This window comes from Curtobacterium sp. MCBD17_035, from assembly GCF_003234815.2.
Taxonomy (GTDB): domain Bacteria; phylum Actinomycetota; class Actinomycetes; order Actinomycetales; family Microbacteriaceae; genus Curtobacterium.
The window spans coordinates 2,743,071-2,761,790 of sequence record NZ_CP126279.1; the positions used below are offsets into that span (position 1 = coordinate 2,743,071).

Here is an 18,720-nt window from a genome sequence, read left to right on the forward strand (position 1 = left end):
GTCAGCCGAGCGACTGCTGCTTGGCCTGCACGACGCGCCGCGCGGCCGCGTCGACCTGCTGCCGGAAGGACGCGTCGGTCCGGGCCTTCGCGACGACCGCGTCGACCATGGGGTCGACCACGCTCGGATCGGCGGAGGCGAGCACGATGTCCGACCCCGCCTGGATCGCCAGGACCGCCCGCTGCGCCGGGGTCCACTGCTGCACCTGGGCGGCGGTCGAGAGGTCGTCGGTGACCACGACGCCGTCGAACCCGAGCTGGCCGCGCAGCAGGCCCTGGACCACCGTCGGCGAGAACGCGGCCGGCATCGACGGGTCGATCCGCGAGTAGTACGCGGTCGACGTCATGACGAACCGGGCGCCGTCATGGACCTCGGCGCGGAACACCTGCACGGACGGGCTGTCGGCGGTCGTCACGCTGTCGGTGACACCACTCGTGTAGTCGGTGTTGCCCGTCACGTTCCCGAGGCCCGGGAAGTGCTTCACGACGCTCTGTACGCCGGCCGCCTGCAGGCCCCCGCGGAACGCGTCGGCCGCGCCCGTGATCGTGCCCGGGTCGAAGCCGAGTTCGCGGCGGTACCGCCCGATCGGCGGGTTCGCCGCCGCGGTCGCCGGCGAGGGCAGGAGGTCCACCACCGGCCCGAGGTCGAGGTCCACCCCCGCAGCCGCGAGCTGCCGCCCCCACGTCACCGCGTCGTCGTGCAGCGCGGCCGGCGGCATCGCGCCCTGGGCGAGACCGTCCGGGATGTCCGAGAACCCCGGCCCACGGAGCACCTGTACCTGCCCGCCCTCCTGGTCCGTGGCGACCAACATCGGCAGTCCCGCGGTGGTGTCGTCAGACACCAGACCGGTGACCTGCCGGACGACGGCGGCGGTCGCGGCCGTGCCGGACGTCGAGCGGCCGGAGAGGAACACGTTGCCGACGTGGTGCGTCCGCACCGCCTCGAGCGCCTGGGCACCCGCCGCGGTCGCCGGGGTGCCCACCATGAACAGTTGCCCGACGCGTTGCTCGAGCGTCAGGCCGGCGAGCGGGTCGGGGGTCGGCGTCGGAGTCGGGGTCCCGGTGGGGCGCGACGGGGAGGCGGAGGCGGGCCGGGAGGATCGCGGCGACGGGCCTCCCGGCGTGGACGGACCGACGCACGCGCTGAGGACCGACGCGACGACGAGCGCGGTCGCGGCGGCGAGGAACGGGCGTGCCCGGCGGCGGACGACGGAGCAGGCGGGCACGGACATGACGTGGGCGATGGTAGGCGGCGCGGCGCGGGAGCGGCTGAGCGCACGGCAGCCGGCCGAACTCCGCCGACAGATCGACCACGACCTCGAACCCCTCGGCGTCGGCGGCTCGGAGGCGCAGCCCTCGCGCCTCCGAGCCCCGGTCACCGCTCCGTCGGCTCGTCCGGATCGTCGATGTCCCGCCAGTTCCCGATGACCGGGAACTCGGTGACCCGCAGCCGAGCCGATCCGTACGGCACGAGACGGAGGTCGTCGTCCGGTCCGTGGTCGAGCACCGGGCTGAACGGCGGCGTGTCTGCCTGTGCCCCGGCCATCCGCCACTCGGTCGCGCGCGCACCCGGGGCGTGCAGCACGACGGGCGCACGCCGCCGGTCCTCCAACGACCAGGGGGCAGCCGGGACTGCACCGCGGGTCACCCGCCATCCCGCAGCGTCGCGGACCTCGGCGAGCGCCCAGTTCCACGACCCGCGCGCGTGCACCTCCCACTCGCCGATGCCGGGCGCCCCGTCGTGCTCCACCCACCGCTCTCCCGGCGAGTACACCATCGTCAGCGGCCCGAGCCGCACCGCGGCGGCCTGACGCTCGCGCCGGACGACCCGGGCCCGCATCGGCAGGACGAGGACGACGTCCCCCGTCGCCGACCAGTCGCGTTCCAGGGTCACGTACCCGTCCACGATCGGGAGGCCCGCATCGGCCCCCGGCGATCCGATCGCCACACGGACACCGCCGACCGTCAACTCGGCGCCCTGCGCCCACGACGGGACGCGCAGCCGCAGGGCGAACGGCGTCGTGCGCGAGGTCGCGACCCGGATCCTCACGGTCTCGTCGAACGGGTACTCGGTGTCCACGACGATCGACACCGCATCGTCGTCCACCTCGGTCGCGATCGCGGACGGCGCGTAGGCGACGACCCGCAGCCCGTCCGCGTCGCGCAGCCACAGGTGCGACACGAACTTCGGCCACCCCTGGTGGAGGTTGGCCGTGCAGCACCCGAAGTGGGGTTCGAGTCCGAAGATCCCGGCGTCGTCGGACGAGAAACTCCACTCCCGCCGGCCGACCGACACCTCGACCTGGTTCGCCTGCTGGTGGTACTGGTGCCCACGCATCTCGGGGTCGCTCGACGCCGGGAGCAGGTTGTACGCGAGCGACTCGAGCCGGTCGCCGTCGATGCCGCGTCCGTACACCTGCGCGTGCACCTCCGCGGTGAACATCATCTCGACGACCTGACAGGTCTCGATGCCGGCCGTGGCCTCGCGTCCGCCGAGCCACTCGTCGCCGGAGAACCATCCGCTCGCCTGCCCGTGCCAGCGGTCGAGCGCGGCGAACGACGCCTCCGTCCGAGCGGTGTGGCCACGGACGTCCCGGTCGCGGAGCGCCGAGACGGCTCCCGTCTTCAGACCCATGGCGACGTTCGGTCCGTGCGTCCGGTGGGAGAACGTCCGGGCCGGGCCGGTGATGAGGTCGCTCGCCAGGTAGTCGTCCCACCGGATGGTCTGCGCTGCCAGCAGGTCGACGAGGTCGAGCAGCCACGGGTCGCCGGTCCGCTCGTACAGCCACCACACGGACAGCGCGTTGTCGGCGCCCCGAGCACGTCCCCACGAGGTCAGCGGCCGGCCCGGGAGCGCGGAGAGCTGGTGCCGGAAGTACCGCTCGAGGAACGGCGGCACCCGCTCGTCGCCCGTGGCGTCCGCGTGCTGCGTGAGCACCTTGAGGGCGACCATCCGCGGCCACCAGTCGTCGTTGCCCACCGGCCCGAAGAACCCGTCGTCGCGCTGCGATGCGAGGATCCACTCGATCCACGGCGTCGCCAGGGCGAGGAGCCGGTCGTCCTGCAGCACGTGCGCGAGCGGGACCAGCCCGTCGAGGTAGTACGGCCCGCGCTCCCAGTTCTCCCCCGCTCCCCCACGCCAGCCGCTGTCCGGCCCGACGTCGGGCCAGATCGCCTCGAGCTGCCCGGTGATGTTGTCGGCCTGCAACCGGAGCTGGTCGAGCAGCCAGCCGCGTGGCGTGATGCTCCCGAGCGGCAGCGGCCGGTGTGACCGCCCCTCGGTGGTCGTGGTGGTGGTCGTGGTGCTGGCGATTGTCATTTGATCGATCCTCCGATGAGGCCTCTGGTGTAGTAGCGCTGCAGGGCGAGGAACAGCACGACCACCGGAACGGTCGCGACGCACGCGACCGCGGTGAGGAGTCCGGGGTCGATCACCGGGACCCCGGGGATCTTGAAGGACGTGCTGATGCTCGACAGCGCGAGCGGGAGTGTGTACTTGCTGTCCGTCGACAGGAACGTCACCGAACTCAGGAGGTCGTTCCAGCCGGCCATGAACCCGAACAGCGCGACCGTGACGAGCCCTGGCCACGCCAGCGGGAGCATCACCGAGCGGAGGATCCGCCCGGTGCCGGCGCCGTCGATCGCTGCCGCGTCCTCGAGTTCCGACGGGATGCCGTCGAAGGTGTTGCGCATGACGAACACCGAGAACGGGAGCTGGAGTGTCACGAGGACGAGCACCACCCCGGCCAGCGAATCGAGCAGCCCGAGCTTGCCGAGCACGATCGACAACGGCGTCAGCAGTCCCTGGAACGGCACGACGAGTGGCGCGAGCAGGAGGATGAACACGACCGACGAGCCGCGGAACCGGATCTTCGACAAGGCGTAGGCGGCGAGCGTCGACACGAGCGCCACGAGGACCGCGACCGCGATGGCGACCACGAACGAGTTGACGATGTTCTGCCGCAGGTCCACCGACGGGTCGAACACCTTCCCGTAGTTCCGGAGCGTGAGCGTCGCGAGCGACTCCGGCCCGATCCCGCGGGCGTCGGCGTCGGCCGGCAGGAACGACCGGAACAGGATGTAGACGACCGGCGCGATGAACAGGAGCGCGAGCACCGTGCCGATGGCGACGTAGGCGACACCACTCGCGTCGGGCCCACGCCGCCGCCGCGCGGGCGCATGCGGCAGTCCTGTCCGGTTCGCGGCGTCCGGTCTGGAGGCTCGGCTCGCGTCACGCCGAGGCGCCGCTGCCGTTCGCTTCGTCACGTCCGTCGTGCTCATCGCTCGTCCTCCGCACTGGTCGACCGCAGCGCCCGCAGCTGGACGATCGCGATGACGAGGATGATCACCGTGAGGATCATCGACAGGGCGGCGCCGTAGCCGAGGTCGTACCGGACGAACGACTGCTGGTACGTGTACATCACGGTCGTCGTGGTCGCGCCGCTCGGGCCGCCCTTGGTCAGCACGTAGAACTGGTCGAAGACGAGGATCGAGCCGGACACCGCGAGCAGCAGGCAGAGCGCGAACTGTCGCCGGACGAGCGGGAACACGACGGACCCCTCGCGACGCCACCATCCGGCGCCGTCGATCTTCGCCGCCTCGATCACCTCGCCCGGCACGGCCTGCATGCCCGCCATGAGCAGGATCATCGCGACGCCCATCGACTTCCACACCGTCAGGACGACGACCGCCCAGAACGCCGTGTCCGGTGCCGTGAACCACGCGGTGTCCCCGTTGGTCACTCCGACCGACCGGAGGAGCACGTTGATCGCCCCGGTGCCCGGCACGAGCAGCACGTTCGCCATGTAGGCGGCGGCGGTGAACCCGATGACGACCGGCATGAAGAACGCCGTCCGGACGAAGGAGACGAACCGCCCCTCACCTCGGACCATCGTCGCGGCGGCGTAGCTCACGGCCATCCCGACCGGCACCGACACGACGGTGAACAGGAGCGAGAACACGAGCGAGTGCCAGAACGCCGCGTCCTGGAACGCCTGTACGTAGTTCCCGACGCCGGCGGGGCTGACCCGGCCGAGGAGGGGCCAGTTCGAGAACGACATCACGACGAGCAGCACCATCGGCACGACGAAGAACACGACCGCGAGGACGAGCGCGGGGGCGACGAGCACCCATGCCAGTGTCTGGCGCCGACGGCCCCCGGAGCGCGGCCGGGCACCGATGCGCCCGTCCGCGACCCCGGCGAGCGCCGAGGAGGTGACGGCCGTCACTTCCCGACCTGGCTGTAGGCCTGCCCGATGAGCGCGTTCGCTTGCTTCTCGGCGCTCGCGAGGGCCGCGGAGGCGTCAGCGCCCTGGAAGATCACCTTCTGGGACTGCTGTGCCCACGGACCGTTGGGGTCGTTGATCACCGCGTTGTAGGCGATGCTCTTCGGGAGCTTGCCGATCGCGAGCGTGTCGACGATGTCCTTCGACCACTCGTCGGTCGCGAGGCTCTTCGCCACGGTGAGGTCCGGTGCGATCCAGCCCTGCGAGAGATCGATCCGCGCGGCCTTCTTCGAGCTGACGAGCCACTTCATGAGCGACCACGCACCGTCGCTGTTCTTCGCACCGGCCGTCATGCCGATCTCGTCACCGCCGAGGAAGGAACCAGAACCGCCGTCCACGCCGGGGATCCCGACGGCGCTGCCGAAGTCGGCCTTCTTCGCGGTGAGGGTGTTCGCGCCGGTGAACACGATGCCGACCTTGCCGTTCAGGGCGTTCTCCTGCCCGACGTTGCCCGGGTCCTGGTTCGGTTCGTCGGTCTTCTGCATGAGCCCGGACTTCCACATGTCCTGGTACCAGTCGACCATGCCGACCAGGTTCTTGCTGGTGAACTCGGCCTCCTGGCTCTTCCCTGCCGCGGTGAGGACGCTACCGCCCTTCGCCCATGCGCTCGGGAACCCCGTCCACGCCTGCCCGACGCCGCCGAGGGTCGAGAATCCGGTGACGCCACCGCCGAGCCCCTGGATCTTCTCTGCGGCGGCCTTGACCTCGGCGAGGGAGGTCGGCGGCTTGGTCGGGTCGAGCCCGGCCTTCTCGAACAGGGACTTGTTCCAGAACATCTGCGATCCGGTCAGTGCCACCGGCAGGGCGTACTGCTTGCCGTCGAGCCTGCCGATCGCGACGCCAGCCGGAGCGAGGTCGCCCTTGTCCGGCAGCTTCCCCGCCTTGTCCGTGACGTCGGCGAGCAGACCCTGCGTCGCGAGCAGCGGCGTGTTGACGATGTCGTAGCTGACGAGGTCGGGCACGGATCCCGCTCGCGCCGAGTTCGCGAGCTTCGTGAGGTACTGATCGGCCTGGATCGTGGAGATCTTCACCGTGACGTCCGGGTGCGCCTTCTCGTACGCCTTGACCTGGTCCGTCAGGTCGACACCGCCGTCACGCTGCCAGAGCGTGACGGTGCCCTTCGCCGCATCACCGCCTCCACCGGCCGAGCCACTCGCAGAACATCCGGCCAGCCCGATCACCGCGATCGTCAGGGCGGCCGCGGCGACCGAAGTCCGCCGCGTCATCGATGTCTTCATCGTCATCTCCCGCATCTCTCCTTGCCGCACCGTTGCCGCAAGATTTGCTGTGTTTGCTGACGCTATGGCTCGCGGTGTGACGATGTCAATGCGCCGATCTGACCAGTATTGCGGCAATGTTTGCCGTGTGCCGTACGCTGGCAGCGGGAGGAGGACGCAGTGGTCAACCGACGTGAAGTGACCCTCGCCGACGTCGCCGCGCGAACGGGGGTGTCCGTCGGCACGGTCTCCAAGGTCCTCAACGGCCGGGGGCAGATCGCGGAGGAGACGCGGCAACGCGTCAGCGCGGCCGCCACGGAGCTGGGACTGACGGTGCGCGCCCCGGGGCGGACGGTGCCGGGCGCCGACCGTGCGGTCGCCCGACCGATGCGCGGGCTCGCTGGTGCGCCAGGGTCGGCGGGCGTGGCCCCAGGCCGGTCCTTCCTGGTGGGTGTGCTGTCGACGGATGCCTACGGCCGCTTCACCATCCCCATCCTCACCGGCGCCGAGGACACCTTCGGCCCGGGCGAGGTCTCGATGTTGCTCGCCGAGAGCCGCGGCGACCCGATCCGCGAGACGCACTACGTGCAGACGTTCCTCAACCAGCGCGTCGACGGCATCGTCGTGACGGGGCGCTCGAGCGATCCACGCCCGTCGATCACCGAGCTGCTCGGCGTCCCCGCCGTGTACGCGCTCTCGCCGTCGCTCGACCCCGACGACGTCTCGATCGTGCCGGACGACGAAGCAGGCGCGGCCCGAGCGATCGACCACCTGCTGGGATCGGGCCGCCGCTCGATCGCGGTCATCTCGGGTGCCCGACGACACACCGCGAGTTCGCACCGCGTCGAGAGCGCGAAGCGGGCGATCGCCGCCGCCGGCGCCACACTCGCCAGCGGCGACGCGATGTACGGCGAGTGGAGCGAACGGTGGGGGTACGAGGCCGCGACCCGGTTGCTCGGGACGCAGTTCGACGGGGTGTTCTGCACCAGTGACCAGATCGCGCGAGGCGTCGTGGACTGCCTCCGTGAGGCGGGCATCGTGGTGCCGACCCAGGTCGGCGTCGTCGGCGTCGACAACTGGAGCGTCATCACCGACGCCGCGCGGCCGAGCATCACGTCGGTGGACCTCAACCTCCGGGAGGTCGGGCGCCAGGCGGCGGACCTGCTCATGCGGATGATCCAGGGTGAGCAGGTCACGGGCGGCGTGCGCACGGCGGACTGTTTCCTCGTGGCACGGCAGTCGACGTGAGCGACGAGGCCGACCCGCGGCTGCGGCGCACGTTGGCGGCAGCCGGGCTGCCGCCGACGGGGCGGTACCTGCTCAAGGCCGGCTGGGTGAGCCGTGCCTGGGTCGGCGACGAGTACGTCGTCCGGCTGAGCGACGGACGGATCCGTGACGCCTACGACCACGAAGCCAGGGTCGTCGACCTGCTCAGTGGCAGTGCCGTTCCGCACGCTCGGCACATCGCGCACGGCGACGGCCCGGACGGACCCTGGTCCGTCTCCGAACGCCTTCCGGGTCGGACCCTGCACGACGCGTGGCCCTCGGCCGATCCGAGCCTGCGGCGAGCGATGATCGAGAGCCTCGGAGCCGCGTTGCGCGCACTCCACGGCGTTCCCGTACCGGATGACCTGATGCCGCCGTGGCTCGCCGACGCGCTGAAGGGAGGGTCGTGGCCCGCGTACCACCCACCCGTCGTGCACGCGATGCTCCAGCTGGTCGAGGACGCCCGTCGTTCACCCACGCATGACCCGCGCCTGCTCGCGGACGTCGCCGACTGGATCGGGGAGCGACTTCCGCTCTTCACGGCCGAGCACCACGTCCTCGTCCACGGCGACCTCCACGGGTCCAACGTGATGGTCGACGGAGACCGGGTCACCGGGATCATCGACTTCGCGGAGGCACTGGCGCAGCCAGCGACCGCCGAGCTCGACACGATCCTGCGCTGGTGCGCTCGACCGTCCGAGTTCCCACCGACGCCCGACGCTCGAGGGCTCGACGGGCCATCGCTCGCCGAGGTCCCCGGTTGGCTGCACGGCGCCTACCCGGAGCTGTTCGAGCGCGAGCACCTCCGCGAACGGTTGGACGTCCACGACCTGTTCGTGGAGCTCGCGATCGCCGCGCATCATCCCGACCCCGAGGTGCGCGATGTGGCGTGGGGTCGCGTCGCCCACCTGCTGTCCGGTCACAACCATCTCGACGGACTCGTCTGGTAGGTCGGGAGCCTCCTGATCAGGAGCACCACGCGGTGACCGGGCAGCCTGCACAGCCCCGGCGCGGCGTGGAGGACCGCGCCGGGGCACCGGCACTCAGCTGCCGTGCGCCTCCTCGGCGACCGGCTGCCATGCGCGCCACGTCTCGAGTCGGCTCGCGTAGTCCTTCTCGGCGATCCCGAGCGGCGCCGACCCGAAGAAGACGCGCAGCGGCGGCTCCTCGGCGTCGACGATCCGGAGGATCGGCCCACGGGTGGCGGCCGGGTCGCCCGCGCTGGCCGCGGCACGGCTCGCGTTGCGGGCCTCCCGGACGTCGGCGTAGGCGTCGATCTCGGCGCTCGTCGAGGACGACGGGCCGGACCAGTCCGTGGAGAACCCGCCGGGCTCGACCAGGGTGACCGTGATGCCGAAGCCGGCGACCTCCTGGGACAGCGACTGGCTGAACCCCTCGAGCGCCCACTTCGACGCGTGGTAGATGCCGGTGATCGGGAACGCGCTGATCCCGCCGATGCTCGACACCTGGATGATGCGGCCCGACCGCTGCTCGCGCATGATCGGGAGCGCGGCCTGGGTGACCCAGAGGGCCCCGAACAGGTTCGTCTCGAGCTGGGCGCGCGCCTCCCGCTCGCTGATCTCCTCGATCATCCCGAACTGTCCGTAGCCGGCGTTGTTGACGACCACGTCGAGGCGCCCGAAGCGCTCGGCCGCCTGTTGCACCGCCGCGAAGTCGGCGTCACGGTCGGTGACGTCGAGACGGATCGGGAGGAACGTGTCCGGGTACTGCTCGGCGAGTGCGACGACGTCGTCCGGGTTGCGGGCGGTCCCGGCGACGCTGTCGCCGCGTTCCAGGGCGGCCTCCGCCCACTCGCGTCCGAAGCCCCGGGACGCGCCGGTGATGAACCAGACCTTGCTCATACGTGTTCTCCTTCGTGATCAGGGCCTCCATCGTTCTCCGGCTCCGGGGACGGCACTCAGGCGGGCTGCTGCGTCTGCCGCTCCGTACTCCGGCGCTGGTCCTCGGAGCCGACCGGTGTCCGTCCCGACCAGGGCGTTGATACAGTGCTCACACTCTTCACCCAGGCGGCCGATGGCGCCCGCCCCGAGGACACTGATGTCCGCGGGCGGACGGCGATGCCGCCGCTGCAACGGAAGCTGGTCAACGATGCCCTCCTCACCGACACACACGCTCCGGACGAGACGGTCACGCCGTCGCCTGTTCGGTGCCGCCATCGCCGTCGGCGCTGCCACACTCGGCGTCCTCGCGACCACCCAGACCGCGGTCGCTGCACCGAACCCGCCTTCCTCCGCGTTCGGGTCCAACGTCGTCGTGTTCTCCCCCGACATGCCGCAGGCCGACATCCAGGCGAAGGTCGACGCCGTGTACGCCCAGCAGTCCGCCAACGAGATGGGCTCGCAGCGGTACGCGCTGCTGTTCGAGCCTGGAACGTACGGATCGAGCACGAACCCGCTCGACATCCGCGTGGGCTACTACACCGAGGTCGACGGTCTCGGGCAGGACCCGTCCGGGGTCACCATCAACGGGGGCGTGACCGCGACCGGTACCGACGGCAGCGGCGCGCTCGACACGTTCTGGCGATCGGTCTCCAACCTGACGATCCACGTCGTCCCGACCGCGGACGCGTGCCACACGGGCAGCGAGATGTGGGCGGTGTCCCAGGCGGCGCCGATGCGCCGTGTCCACGTCGAGGACTACACGACGTTCATGCCGTACTGCGAGAACCCGAACTACGCGAGCGGTGGATTCGTCGCCGACTCCGAACTGCAGGGCGGGGCGCTCAACGGATCGCAGCAGCAGTTCTACGTCCGCAACTCGGACCTCGGCGCCGGCTGGTCGAACGGCGTGTGGAACCAGGTGTTCTCCGGCGACGTCAACGCGCCGGCGCAGTCGTTCCCCCAGCAGCCCTACACGACGCTGGCGACGACACCGGCATCGCGCGAGAAGCCGTACCTCTACGTCGACGCGAACGGCGCCTACCGGGTGTTCGTGCCCAGCGCGCGAACGAACTCGGCGGGGACGACGTGGGCCACCGGGCACACGCCCGGGCAGTCGCTGCCGCTGAGCAGCTTCTTCGTCGCCCACCCGTCGGACTCCATCGCGAAGATCAACTCCGCACTCGCCCAGGGCAAGGACCTGCTCGTCACCCCCGGCGTCTACGACGTCGCACAGAGCATCGCCGTCAAGCGAGCGGACACGGTCGTCCTCGGGCTCGGCATGGCCACGCTGACCGCCCAGAACGGCGCCGTCCCGATGACCGTCGCCGACGTCCAGGGCGTCGACATCGCCGGCCTGACGTTCGATGCCGGTGCCGTGAACTCCCCGGCGCTGCTCCGCGTCGGCACGGGCCACGACAAGGGCGGCAAGCACGTGGCGAGCGCCACGGACCCCACTGCCCTGCAGGACGTGTTCTTCCGCGTCGGCGGCCCCCACGTCGGCAAGGCCACGACGAGCCTCGAGGTGAACAGCGACGACACGATCCTCGACGACATCTGGGCCTGGCGCGCCGACCACGGCGTGGCGGGCTCCGTCGGCTGGACCGTGAACACGGCCGACACCGGCGTCGTCGTGAACGGGGATGACGTCACCGCGACCGGCCTGTTCGTCGAGCACTACCAGAAGGACAACGTCATCTGGAACGGTGAGCGCGGTCGGACGGTGTTCTTCCAGAACGAGCTCCCGTACGACGCCCCGAACCAGGCCGCGTGGCAGCACGACGGGGTGAACGGGTACGCCGCGTACAAGGTCGCGGACGACGTCCGGACGCACGAAGCGTGGGGCCTCGGCAGCTACATCTACACCAACGTCGACCCGACCCTCCACGCGACGCAGTCGTTCGAGGTGCCGAACACGCCCGGGGTCGTCATGCACGACCTCACGACCGTCGCGCTGAACAGCAACGCCGGGACGATCGACCACGTGATCGACGGCCAGGGGCCCGCCGCCACGAGCGCGAACACGGGGCAGCCGCAGACCGTCACCACCTACACCAACGGGACCGCTCAGTAAGGTCCAGGGCACCATCGAACGCCGATGGCCGGGAGCACACGCTCCCGGCCATCGGTGGCTCGGCGGTCGTGGTGGCGGGTTCGACGAGCGCGCGACCGGCTCGAGGGCGCTCTCCGCGCCTCCCCCGCGGGACCGTCAGGACGACGTCACGCTGGTTGCGCCGGATGGGCTGCCAGCACATCGCCGAGGAGGCGGACGAGAGCGTCGCGATCGGCGGGGGACAGTGCTGCGAGGAGCTCGTCCTGCACGGCGTCGGCCTGCGTTCGGAGATCGGCGAGTCGTTCCCCGCCGTTCGCCGTGATCGTGACGATGTTCCGCCGTCGATCCGCCGGGTCAGGGGTCCGGAGCACGGACTCGTCGGCGTCGAGCCGGACGACGATGCCGTTGACGTTGTTGCGGTCCAGACCCAGCACCCTGCCGATGTCCGCCTGGCTCAGCGGGCCGTACTCCTGCAGCGCGGACAGCACCGCGAAGTCCGAACGCGCCTCGAGCGGCATGCGCGCAGCGGTCAGGCGGGTGCCGATCGTCGCCACCCGTGCGGCCTGCCAGCTGACGAGGGTGCGGAGCGCGTGAGGAGGTCGAGGATCAACCGACATGCACCGAGACTATCAGTTGGTATGGCCAACGAATCGGTGTTAGCGTTGGTACTACCAACATTGGTCGGACCAAGGAGTTCTCATGCCATTCACCCCATCCCCCGCTTCACTCGCCGGTCGGCGCGTCCTGGTCCCCGGCGGAACCGGCGGCGTCGGCGAAGGTGTCGTCCGCGCGTTCCTCGATGCCGGCGCCGATGTCGTCGTTCCCACTCGCTCGGACGAGCGGGGCACGGAGCTGCGCGCTGCACTCGGCCATCTCGGGGTCTCGCCGTTGCTGCACCTCCCGACGCACGACTACACCTCCTTCATCGGAGCGGACGAGCTCGGCCGTCAGATGACCGAGCGGCTCGGCGGGATCGACGACGTCGTCGTGCCGGTCGGCGGATGGTGGCAGGGCGGCCCCCTGACCGGCATCCGCGAGGACGACTGGGGGGCCGCGTTCACCGGCCTCGCCACCGCGCACATGGCACTGGCACGGGCGATCGTGCCGCGGCTGAGCGGACTCGGCGCGTACACCGTGGTCGTCGGCCAGTCCGCCACGTTCCCCGTCCCGGGCAGCGGGCTGGTGAGCATGGAGCAGGCCGCGCTGCTCATGATGCAACGCGTCCTGGCCGCCGAGACGCCGGACCGCAGGATCCACGCCCTGGTCCTCGGCCCCGTCCGCACCCGATTCGTCGATGGCGAGCCGGAGCAGGTGTCCGCCGGCGAGGTCGGCGACGTGGCCATCGCGCTCTCCCGGGCCGCCGATGTCCCCAGCCGTGCCGTGCCCCTGGGCTCCAGCGGCGAGGCTCGCGCGCTCGTGACCGAACTGACGCAGACGGCCTGAGCGCGTTGCTCCACGTCCCTCTCCGGGCCACAGCCGGGAGAGGGACGTGCTCGTCGAACGGGCTCGAGCGAAGCACCTGCTGCTTCCCGCCCCTGCCGATCCGTCGTGGCGATGTCGCCGCACAGGAGGGGCTTCAGCGGCTGCGAGGACGGGAACGAGGTCCGGACCTGGCCACGGCCACCGCGTCAGAGGCGACGATGAGCACGATCCCGCCCCACTGCCACGGAGCGAGTTGCTGCCCCAACACGATCAGCCCCACGGCAGCAGCGGCGACCGGGTTGAGGCTCATGACGATCCCGAACAACGACTGAGGGATCCGCCGGAGCACCACCACGTCGGTGGCGTAGGGGACCACAGACGAGAGGACGCCGACTGCCGTGCAGAGCACGCTGGTGGAGACGTCGAACCGCCCGGTCAGGAGCAGCGACAGCAGGATCGGCAGAGAGGCCAGCGCAGACGCGCAACTCGCCACGGCGGGTCCCTGGAGGCCTGGAAGCCGGCTCCCCACGACCCGGTTCAGCACGATGTACGCGGCCCAGCACAAGGCCGCGGTGCAGGCGAGCGCGACGCCGATCCAGTCGGTCGACGGACCGGGAGACACCAACAGGACCACACCCGCGCCCGCACCCACCGCGCAACCGGCCACCCGCCACGACCGTGCACCGACCAGGGCCACGGTGACCGGTCCGAGGAACTCGAGCGTGATGGCGAGGCCGAGTCCGATCCGCCCGATGGCGGTGTACAGGCTGAGGTTCATCACGGCGAACACCCCACCGAGCGACAGCGCAGGCCACCACTGCCCCCACGACATCCGGGCGAGGTTCGGTCGCGCGAGGGCGGTGAGCGAGATCGCGGCGATGAGCTGCCGCACGGCCACGACGCCCGGCGGGCCGACACGAGCGAAGGCGAGATCCCCCAGTGCCGCTCCGACCTGGTTGCTCACGGCACTGCCGAGCAGGGCGAGGACCGCCCCTCCGGGCACCTTGACCGAACCGCCCGATGTCACCACTTCTCCCGTCATGGTGAACACAGTGCTTCGCGGCTGCGCGATCGGGAAATGCGGACCACGACGATCTATACGCTGGACGCATGGACGTGACTCTGGTTCAGCTGCGCGCACTCGTGGCGCTGGTGTCGACCGGGACCTTCACCGACGCGGCCATCGATCTCCACGTCTCGCAGGCCTCTGTCTCACGAGCGGTGCAAGCCCTCGAGGCAGCGCTCGGCTTCTCGCTCGTGCGCCGGACGACGCGCTCGCTCGAGCTGACGCCGCAGGGACGACGAGTGGTCGATCACGCCCGCCGCATCCTCGACGAGGTCGAATCGCTGCGCGACCTCACTCCGCGCGCGAGCACCGAGGTCCGCATCGGGTATGCATGGTCGGCCCTCGGCCGACACACGACGAGGTTCCAGCGCGAATGGGCGGCAGAGCACCTCGAGCCGGCACTCTCGTTCGTGCAGAGCAACACCCCGACCGCGGGGCTCGCCGAGGGCGGCGTCGACGTCGCGATCCTGCGTCGTCCTGTCGATGATCCTCGCTTCGACTCGGCTCCGATCGGCACAGAGCGACGCTTCGCGGCCCTCGCCTCCGACGATCCCCTGTCGCGACGCCGGAGCGTCACCCTGACCGACTTCGCTGGCCGCACCGTCGGCATCGATCTGCGCACCGGGACCACAACAGCAGACCTCTGGGCAGGCATCTCGGCCCCGGCCGCGTTCCGTGACACCCGGCACGTGGACGACTGGCTGACGCTGGTGGCCGCCGGTCAGGTGACCGGGATGACCTCGGAGGCCACTGCCGCACTGCACGCTCGAACCGGGGTCACGTTCCGGCTCGTTCGCGACGCTCCCCCGATCGAAGTGCTGATGGCGTGGCGAAGAGCGTCGGCACCTCCCGCCCTCGCTGCGCTGATCGAGAAGGCTCGGGGGCTCCTCGCCGATCCGATCTCCGGTACGAACGACCGTCGAGTGGGTGGTCCGTTCCCGTTGTCAGCCGCTGGATCTCGACCGCCAGTTGGTCCCTGAGTCGAGGTCTCCGGAGCTGGGCCGGGCCGCAGCGTGGATGGCCACGGCGACGCCGCAGAGCGCGGAGGCGCGCCTCGCGTCGTTCGTCACAGGCCCGAGCTCCCGGTGAGTACTCGATGGGCGTGGTCGAGCCGGGCACGCGATCGCACCGCTGGGAGGCGCCCGCCGATCTCGAGCGTCGCCAGCCCGTGGACCGTGGCCCACGCGACCTCGGCCGCCGTGTCGTCCGGAGCGGGGAACGCCGCCTTGATCGCGGAGAACCCACGTCGGAGCGCATCGGGAACGGATCCCGAGCCGAACTCGAGCCCGGACGGCATCGAGAACATCGCCTCGTAGAGACGGGGTCGGCCGACGGCGAAGTCGAGGTACGCCTGCATCCGCGGCAACGGCTCGGCAGGAGCGGCTTCGAGTGCTGCCGCGAGTTCGCCGAAGCCGTCGAGGGCCACGGCGTCGATGAGCGCCTGCCTGCCTCCGGCGAACGCGGAGTAGATGACGGGCTGGGTGACGCCGAGTTCGGCAGCGAGACGGCGCATCGTCACCGCCTCCCACCCTTCGGCTTCCGCGACGCGGCGGGCGGCGCTGACGATCTCGTCGCGCCGGTGGTCGAGGTCCGGTGCTGGTCGTGGGGACATGCTCCGAGAGTAGCAGAGCAGAGTTAGATAACACCGGTAGACATCGTCGGCGAGAAGCGCTACGGTCGTTGCAGATCCGCGTTACCTAACAACGAAAGGAATCACTCGTGTTCATCGCAGCCTTCTCCGTCGCCATCGCCGGATGCCTCTTCATCCTCTTCATCGGCGGCCGGTTCCTCATCGCGCCGGCGATCGCCACAGCGGGGTTCGGCATCACCGAGGACCGTCGGCGCGCGTTCACGAGCATCAAGGGGGTCCGCGACATCACCTCGGGCATCGTGCCCCTGGTCGTCCTCGCCGTCGCCGGACCGCACGTCTTCGGTTGGGCGCTCCTCGCTGCGGCGATCACCCCGATCGGTGACGCGATCATCGTCGTCACCAACGGCGGCACCCTCCGCCAGGCCCTCAGCGTCCACGGCGCCACGGCGCTGCTGCTCGTCATCGCCGGCCTCGTCCTGGCACTCGCGTGACCCCGGTGCCGCATCGTCCGACGCGGCCCGGCGGCCGGTCGACCCACTCCGCCGCCTGATCTCTCCCACCACCAACACCCACACCACCGCCACGAAAGGTCCGAACCCCATGAGCACCACGAACGAGCACGACACCACCACCGAGATCGTCCTGGCTTTCTACGAGCCCTTCCGCACTGGTGACACCTCCGTGTACGACGAGGTCCTGGCGGAGGACTGGATCGACCTCCCCCTCACCCCGGGCCAGGAACAGGGCCCGGCCGGCATGGCCGCACAGATCGCGCTGTTCCGTCACGCGATGCCCGACTACAGCGTCGAGCACCAGGACGTCATCGTCCAGGGCGACAGGGTCGCTGTCCGCAACACCGTCTCGGGGACGCATCAGGGTGCGTTCATGGGTCACGAGCCCACCGGCAAGCGCATCGAGATGCGCACCATGGACATGCACCAGGTCCGCGACGGGAGGATCGTCGCCACCTGGCACCTCGAGGACTTCGCCGGTCTCATGGCCCAGCTGAACGCCCCTGTCGACGCGCCCACGCCCCCCGCCTGGGGATAGGCCGACTCGGTCGAGGAGCGTCACTGCTCGACCGGGTCGGGACCCGCGCGCGTCGTCGGACAGCACCGAAGCGTTTGACAAACGTCAACGAAACGCTATAGTTGACATCTGTCAAATTTCAGGATGCAGAGTGGCATCCATCCCGTCCAGGAGTCCCCGATGTCACGTTCCGACGCCACTGTCCGTCAAGATCACCCCGCCGAACCCACGGCCATGTCCCACCGCCAGGTCCTCGAGGCACTGTCCGGGCTGTTGCTCGGCATGTTCGTCGCGATCCTCGCGTCGACGGTGGTGAGCACGTCCCTCCCGAAGATCATCGGTGACCTCGGCGGGGGCGAGAGCGCCTACACCTGGGTCGTCACCTCGACGCTCCTGGCCACCACCGTCTCCACCCCGGTGTGGGGCAAGCTCGCGGACCTGTTCAACCGGAAGCTGCTCATCCAGCTCGCACTCGTGATCTTCGTCCTCGGATCCGCGCTCGCCGGCTTCTCGCAGAACCCCGGGACACTCATCACGTTCCGTGTCCTCCAGGGCCTCGGCGCTGGTGGCCTCACTGCGCTGAGCCAGATCATCCTGGCCGACATCATCAGCCCGCGGGAGCGCGGCCGCTACGGCGGCTACTTCGGCGCCGTCATGGCAGTCGGCACCGTCGGCGGTCCGCTGTTCGGGGGCCTCCTCACCGACAGCCTCGGATGGCGCTGGAACTTCTTCGTCGGCGTGCCCTTCGCCGTCGCCGCGATCATCCTGCTGCAGATCACCCTGAAGCTCCGCACGTTGCCGAAGCGCACGGTCTCCATCGACTACTTGGGCATCACGACCATCGCCGGTGGCGTCTCGCTGCTGCTCATCTGGGTCACCCTCGCCGGCAAGAACTTCGACTGGGTGTCGCCGACCTCGTTCGTGATGGTCATCGGTGCCGCGATCCTGCTCGCGGCCACCGTGTTCATCGAGCTCCGCGCGAAGGAGCCCATCATCCCGATGACCCTCTTCAAGAACCGCACGTTCTCGATGGCCGTCATCGGTTCGATCGCCGTGGGCATCGCGATGTTCGGCGCGACCGTCTACCTGGCGCAGTACATGCAGCTCGCTCGTGGCGCGAGCCCGACGCAGTCCGGCCTGTTGACGATCCCGATGATCGCCGGTCTGCTCATCGCGTCCACCGTCGGTGGCAGCTTGGTCACCAAGACGGGCAAGTGGAAGCCGATCATGCTCATCGGGTCGATCGCCCTCGTCGTCGGACTCGGCCTCATGGGAACGATCGAGTACGACACGCCATACGTCGTCGTCGCTGTCTACATGTTCGTCATGGGGGCCGGTGTCGGCCTGGTGATGCAGAACCTCGTCCTCGTCGTCCAGAACACCACCGAGCCCGCGAACATCGGTGCAGCATCCTCCGGAGTCGCGTTCTTCCGCTCCCTCGGCGGCGCGATCGGCGTCTCCGTCCTCGGCACCGTGCTCGGGACCCGCGTCGCGGACGCCATCAGCGACAAGCAGGATGCTCTGACCAAGGCGATCACCGCGCTCGGGGAGAAGGGCGTCGCGGTCGCGAAGGAGCTGTCGTCGGGCAGCATCCCCGCCGTGAGATCGCTGCCGCACAGCGTGCGTCAGATCATCGAGTCGGCGTACGGCCAGGGTGTGGCCGACGTGTTCCTCATCGCAGCGCCGATCGCGATCGTCCTCGTGCTCGCGATCGTGTTCATGCCGAACGTGCCGCTCACCACGAAGACCGTCGCCGAGCGCTCCACCGACAGTGGACCCGCCGCCGCTGCCGCTGAGGACTTCGCGGGTATCGGAACGGTGACCGGCTCGAACCCGACGATCGTCGAAGGAGATTCGCAGATCGCGAGCGGACGTCGTGCACGACACTGATGTC

General features: G+C 70.1%; 17 protein-coding genes. 8 read left to right on the forward strand and 9 right to left on the reverse strand.

Annotation, left to right across the window (positions count from 1 at the left end; translation table 11 throughout):
- Position 1: 1 nt before the first annotated feature.
- The 5 genes from DEI93_RS12880 to DEI93_RS12900 form a co-directional block, all read right to left on the reverse strand.
- The gene (locus tag DEI93_RS12880) at positions 2-1,231 is read right to left on the reverse strand and encodes a glycoside hydrolase family 3 N-terminal domain-containing protein (protein ID WP_111120260.1); all 1,230 of its coding nucleotides are present in this window, start codon (positions 1,229-1,231) and stop codon (positions 2-4) included.
- Between the two features lie 143 nt (positions 1,232-1,374).
- Positions 1,375-3,318 (reverse strand): beta-L-arabinofuranosidase domain-containing protein, encoded by a 1,944-nt coding sequence (locus DEI93_RS12885; protein ID WP_111120261.1) that lies wholly within the window; start codon positions 3,316-3,318, stop codon positions 1,375-1,377.
- Complete coding sequence (locus tag DEI93_RS12890) at positions 3,315-4,280, reverse strand: carbohydrate ABC transporter permease (RefSeq protein WP_111026383.1); 966 nt, start codon at positions 4,278-4,280, stop codon at positions 3,315-3,317. Before DEI93_RS12890 ends, DEI93_RS12885 begins: the two co-directional genes overlap by 4 nt.
- The gene (locus DEI93_RS12895) at positions 4,277-5,227 is read right to left on the reverse strand and encodes a carbohydrate ABC transporter permease (RefSeq protein WP_111120262.1); all 951 of its coding nucleotides are present in this window, start codon (positions 5,225-5,227) and stop codon (positions 4,277-4,279) included. Before DEI93_RS12895 ends, DEI93_RS12890 begins: the two co-directional genes overlap by 4 nt.
- The gene (locus DEI93_RS12900) at positions 5,224-6,528 is read right to left on the reverse strand and encodes an ABC transporter substrate-binding protein (protein ID WP_181436097.1); all 1,305 of its coding nucleotides are present in this window, start codon (positions 6,526-6,528) and stop codon (positions 5,224-5,226) included. The genes DEI93_RS12895 and DEI93_RS12900 overlap by 4 nt, the downstream gene beginning before the upstream one ends.
- Positions 6,529-6,681: 153 nt before the next feature.
- Between DEI93_RS12900 and DEI93_RS12905 the strand changes: the two genes are divergently transcribed.
- Together DEI93_RS12905 and DEI93_RS12910 are read left to right on the forward strand one after the other, a co-directional pair.
- On the forward strand, positions 6,682-7,749 hold the full coding sequence (locus DEI93_RS12905; RefSeq protein ID WP_111026381.1) for a LacI family DNA-binding transcriptional regulator: 1,068 nt from the start codon (positions 6,682-6,684) through the stop codon (positions 7,747-7,749).
- Entirely contained in the window at positions 7,746-8,717 is a 972-nt protein-coding gene (locus tag DEI93_RS12910; protein ID WP_258372301.1) for a phosphotransferase family protein, read from the forward strand. The genes DEI93_RS12905 and DEI93_RS12910 overlap by 4 nt, the downstream gene beginning before the upstream one ends.
- A 93-nt stretch (positions 8,718-8,810) precedes the next feature.
- Here DEI93_RS12910 and DEI93_RS12915 read toward each other — a convergent pair whose 3' ends face one another.
- Positions 8,811-9,629 carry an SDR family oxidoreductase gene (locus DEI93_RS12915; protein WP_111120265.1) on the reverse strand — a complete coding sequence of 273 codons (819 nt, stop codon included), beginning with the start codon at positions 9,627-9,629 and terminating at the stop codon, positions 8,811-8,813.
- Between the two features lie 247 nt (positions 9,630-9,876).
- Between DEI93_RS12915 and DEI93_RS12920 the strand changes: the two genes are divergently transcribed.
- Complete coding sequence (locus DEI93_RS12920) at positions 9,877-11,739, forward strand: pectate lyase-like domain-containing protein (RefSeq protein WP_111120266.1); 1,863 nt, start codon at positions 9,877-9,879, stop codon at positions 11,737-11,739.
- Positions 11,740-11,885: 146 nt separating this feature from the next.
- On the opposite strand, the gene DEI93_RS12925 is transcribed toward DEI93_RS12920, so the two are convergent.
- Positions 11,886-12,335, reverse strand: coding sequence for a MarR family winged helix-turn-helix transcriptional regulator (locus DEI93_RS12925; RefSeq protein ID WP_111014044.1), 450 nt, complete (start codon positions 12,333-12,335; stop codon positions 11,886-11,888).
- An 82-nt stretch (positions 12,336-12,417) separates the two neighbouring features.
- Between DEI93_RS12925 and DEI93_RS12930 the strand changes: the two genes are divergently transcribed.
- Positions 12,418-13,161: an SDR family oxidoreductase gene (locus tag DEI93_RS12930; protein ID WP_111026377.1), complete on the forward strand. Its 744-nt coding sequence runs from the start codon at positions 12,418-12,420 to the stop codon at positions 13,159-13,161.
- 133 nt (positions 13,162-13,294) lie between these two features.
- Here the strand turns inward: DEI93_RS12930 and DEI93_RS12935 are convergent, their stop codons facing one another.
- Positions 13,295-14,182, reverse strand: a complete 888-nt coding sequence (locus tag DEI93_RS12935; protein WP_111120282.1) for an EamA family transporter — start codon at positions 14,180-14,182, stop codon at positions 13,295-13,297.
- 68 nt (positions 14,183-14,250) lie between these two features.
- Between DEI93_RS12935 and DEI93_RS12940 the strand changes: the two genes are divergently transcribed.
- Positions 14,251-15,186 carry a LysR family transcriptional regulator gene (locus DEI93_RS12940; RefSeq protein WP_111120267.1) on the forward strand — a complete coding sequence of 312 codons (936 nt, stop codon included), beginning with the start codon at positions 14,251-14,253 and terminating at the stop codon, positions 15,184-15,186.
- 86 nt (positions 15,187-15,272) lie between these two features.
- On the opposite strand, the gene DEI93_RS12945 is transcribed toward DEI93_RS12940, so the two are convergent.
- Entirely contained in the window at positions 15,273-15,818 is a 546-nt protein-coding gene (locus tag DEI93_RS12945; protein WP_111120268.1) for a TetR/AcrR family transcriptional regulator, read from the reverse strand.
- 107 nt (positions 15,819-15,925) lie between these two features.
- Between DEI93_RS12945 and DEI93_RS12950 the strand changes: the two genes are divergently transcribed.
- The 3 genes from DEI93_RS12950 to DEI93_RS12960 all read left to right on the forward strand — a co-directional run bounded on the left by DEI93_RS12950 (position 15,926) and on the right by DEI93_RS12960 (position 18,716).
- A complete protein-coding gene (locus tag DEI93_RS12950; RefSeq protein WP_111120269.1) occupies positions 15,926-16,288 on the forward strand; it encodes a DUF4267 domain-containing protein in 363 nt (120 codons plus the stop codon).
- 109 nt (positions 16,289-16,397) lie between these two features.
- The gene (locus tag DEI93_RS12955) at positions 16,398-16,847 is read left to right on the forward strand and encodes an ester cyclase (protein WP_111120270.1); all 450 of its coding nucleotides are present in this window, start codon (positions 16,398-16,400) and stop codon (positions 16,845-16,847) included.
- Positions 16,848-17,060: 213 nt separating this feature from the next.
- The gene (locus tag DEI93_RS12960) at positions 17,061-18,716 is read left to right on the forward strand and encodes an MDR family MFS transporter (RefSeq protein ID WP_111026373.1); all 1,656 of its coding nucleotides are present in this window, start codon (positions 17,061-17,063) and stop codon (positions 18,714-18,716) included.
- The last annotated feature ends 4 nt before the right edge of the window (positions 18,717-18,720 follow it).

Bases quoted from the DNA above. Each gene is read 5' to 3' on its own strand.
- DEI93_RS12880 (WP_111120260.1), bottom strand. From the start codon at position 1,231: ATGTCCGTGCCCGCCTGCTCCGTCGTCCGCCGCCGGGCACGCCCGTTC.
- DEI93_RS12930 (WP_111026377.1), top strand. From the start codon at position 12,418: ATGCCATTCACCCCATCCCCCGCTTCACTCGCCGGTCGGCGCGTCCTG.
- DEI93_RS12935 (WP_111120282.1), bottom strand. From the start codon at position 14,182: ATGACGGGAGAAGTGGTGACATCGGGCGGTTCGGTCAAGGTGCCCGGA.
- DEI93_RS12900 (WP_181436097.1), bottom strand. From the start codon at position 6,528: ATGACGATGAAGACATCGATGACGCGGCGGACTTCGGTCGCCGCGGCC.
- DEI93_RS12960 (WP_111026373.1), top strand. From the start codon at position 17,061: ATGTCCCACCGCCAGGTCCTCGAGGCACTGTCCGGGCTGTTGCTCGGC.
- DEI93_RS12920 (WP_111120266.1), top strand. From the start codon at position 9,877: ATGCCCTCCTCACCGACACACACGCTCCGGACGAGACGGTCACGCCGT.
- DEI93_RS12890 (WP_111026383.1), bottom strand. From the start codon at position 4,280: ATGAGCACGACGGACGTGACGAAGCGAACGGCAGCGGCGCCTCGGCGT.
- DEI93_RS12885 (WP_111120261.1), bottom strand. From the start codon at position 3,318: ATGACAATCGCCAGCACCACGACCACCACCACGACCACCGAGGGGCGG.
- DEI93_RS12925 (WP_111014044.1), bottom strand. From the start codon at position 12,335: ATGTCGGTTGATCCTCGACCTCCTCACGCGCTCCGCACCCTCGTCAGC.
- DEI93_RS12945 (WP_111120268.1), bottom strand. From the start codon at position 15,818: ATGTCCCCACGACCAGCACCGGACCTCGACCACCGGCGCGACGAGATC.
- DEI93_RS12940 (WP_111120267.1), top strand. From the start codon at position 14,251: ATGGACGTGACTCTGGTTCAGCTGCGCGCACTCGTGGCGCTGGTGTCG.
- DEI93_RS12955 (WP_111120270.1), top strand. From the start codon at position 16,398: ATGAGCACCACGAACGAGCACGACACCACCACCGAGATCGTCCTGGCT.
- DEI93_RS12915 (WP_111120265.1), bottom strand. From the start codon at position 9,629: ATGAGCAAGGTCTGGTTCATCACCGGCGCGTCCCGGGGCTTCGGACGC.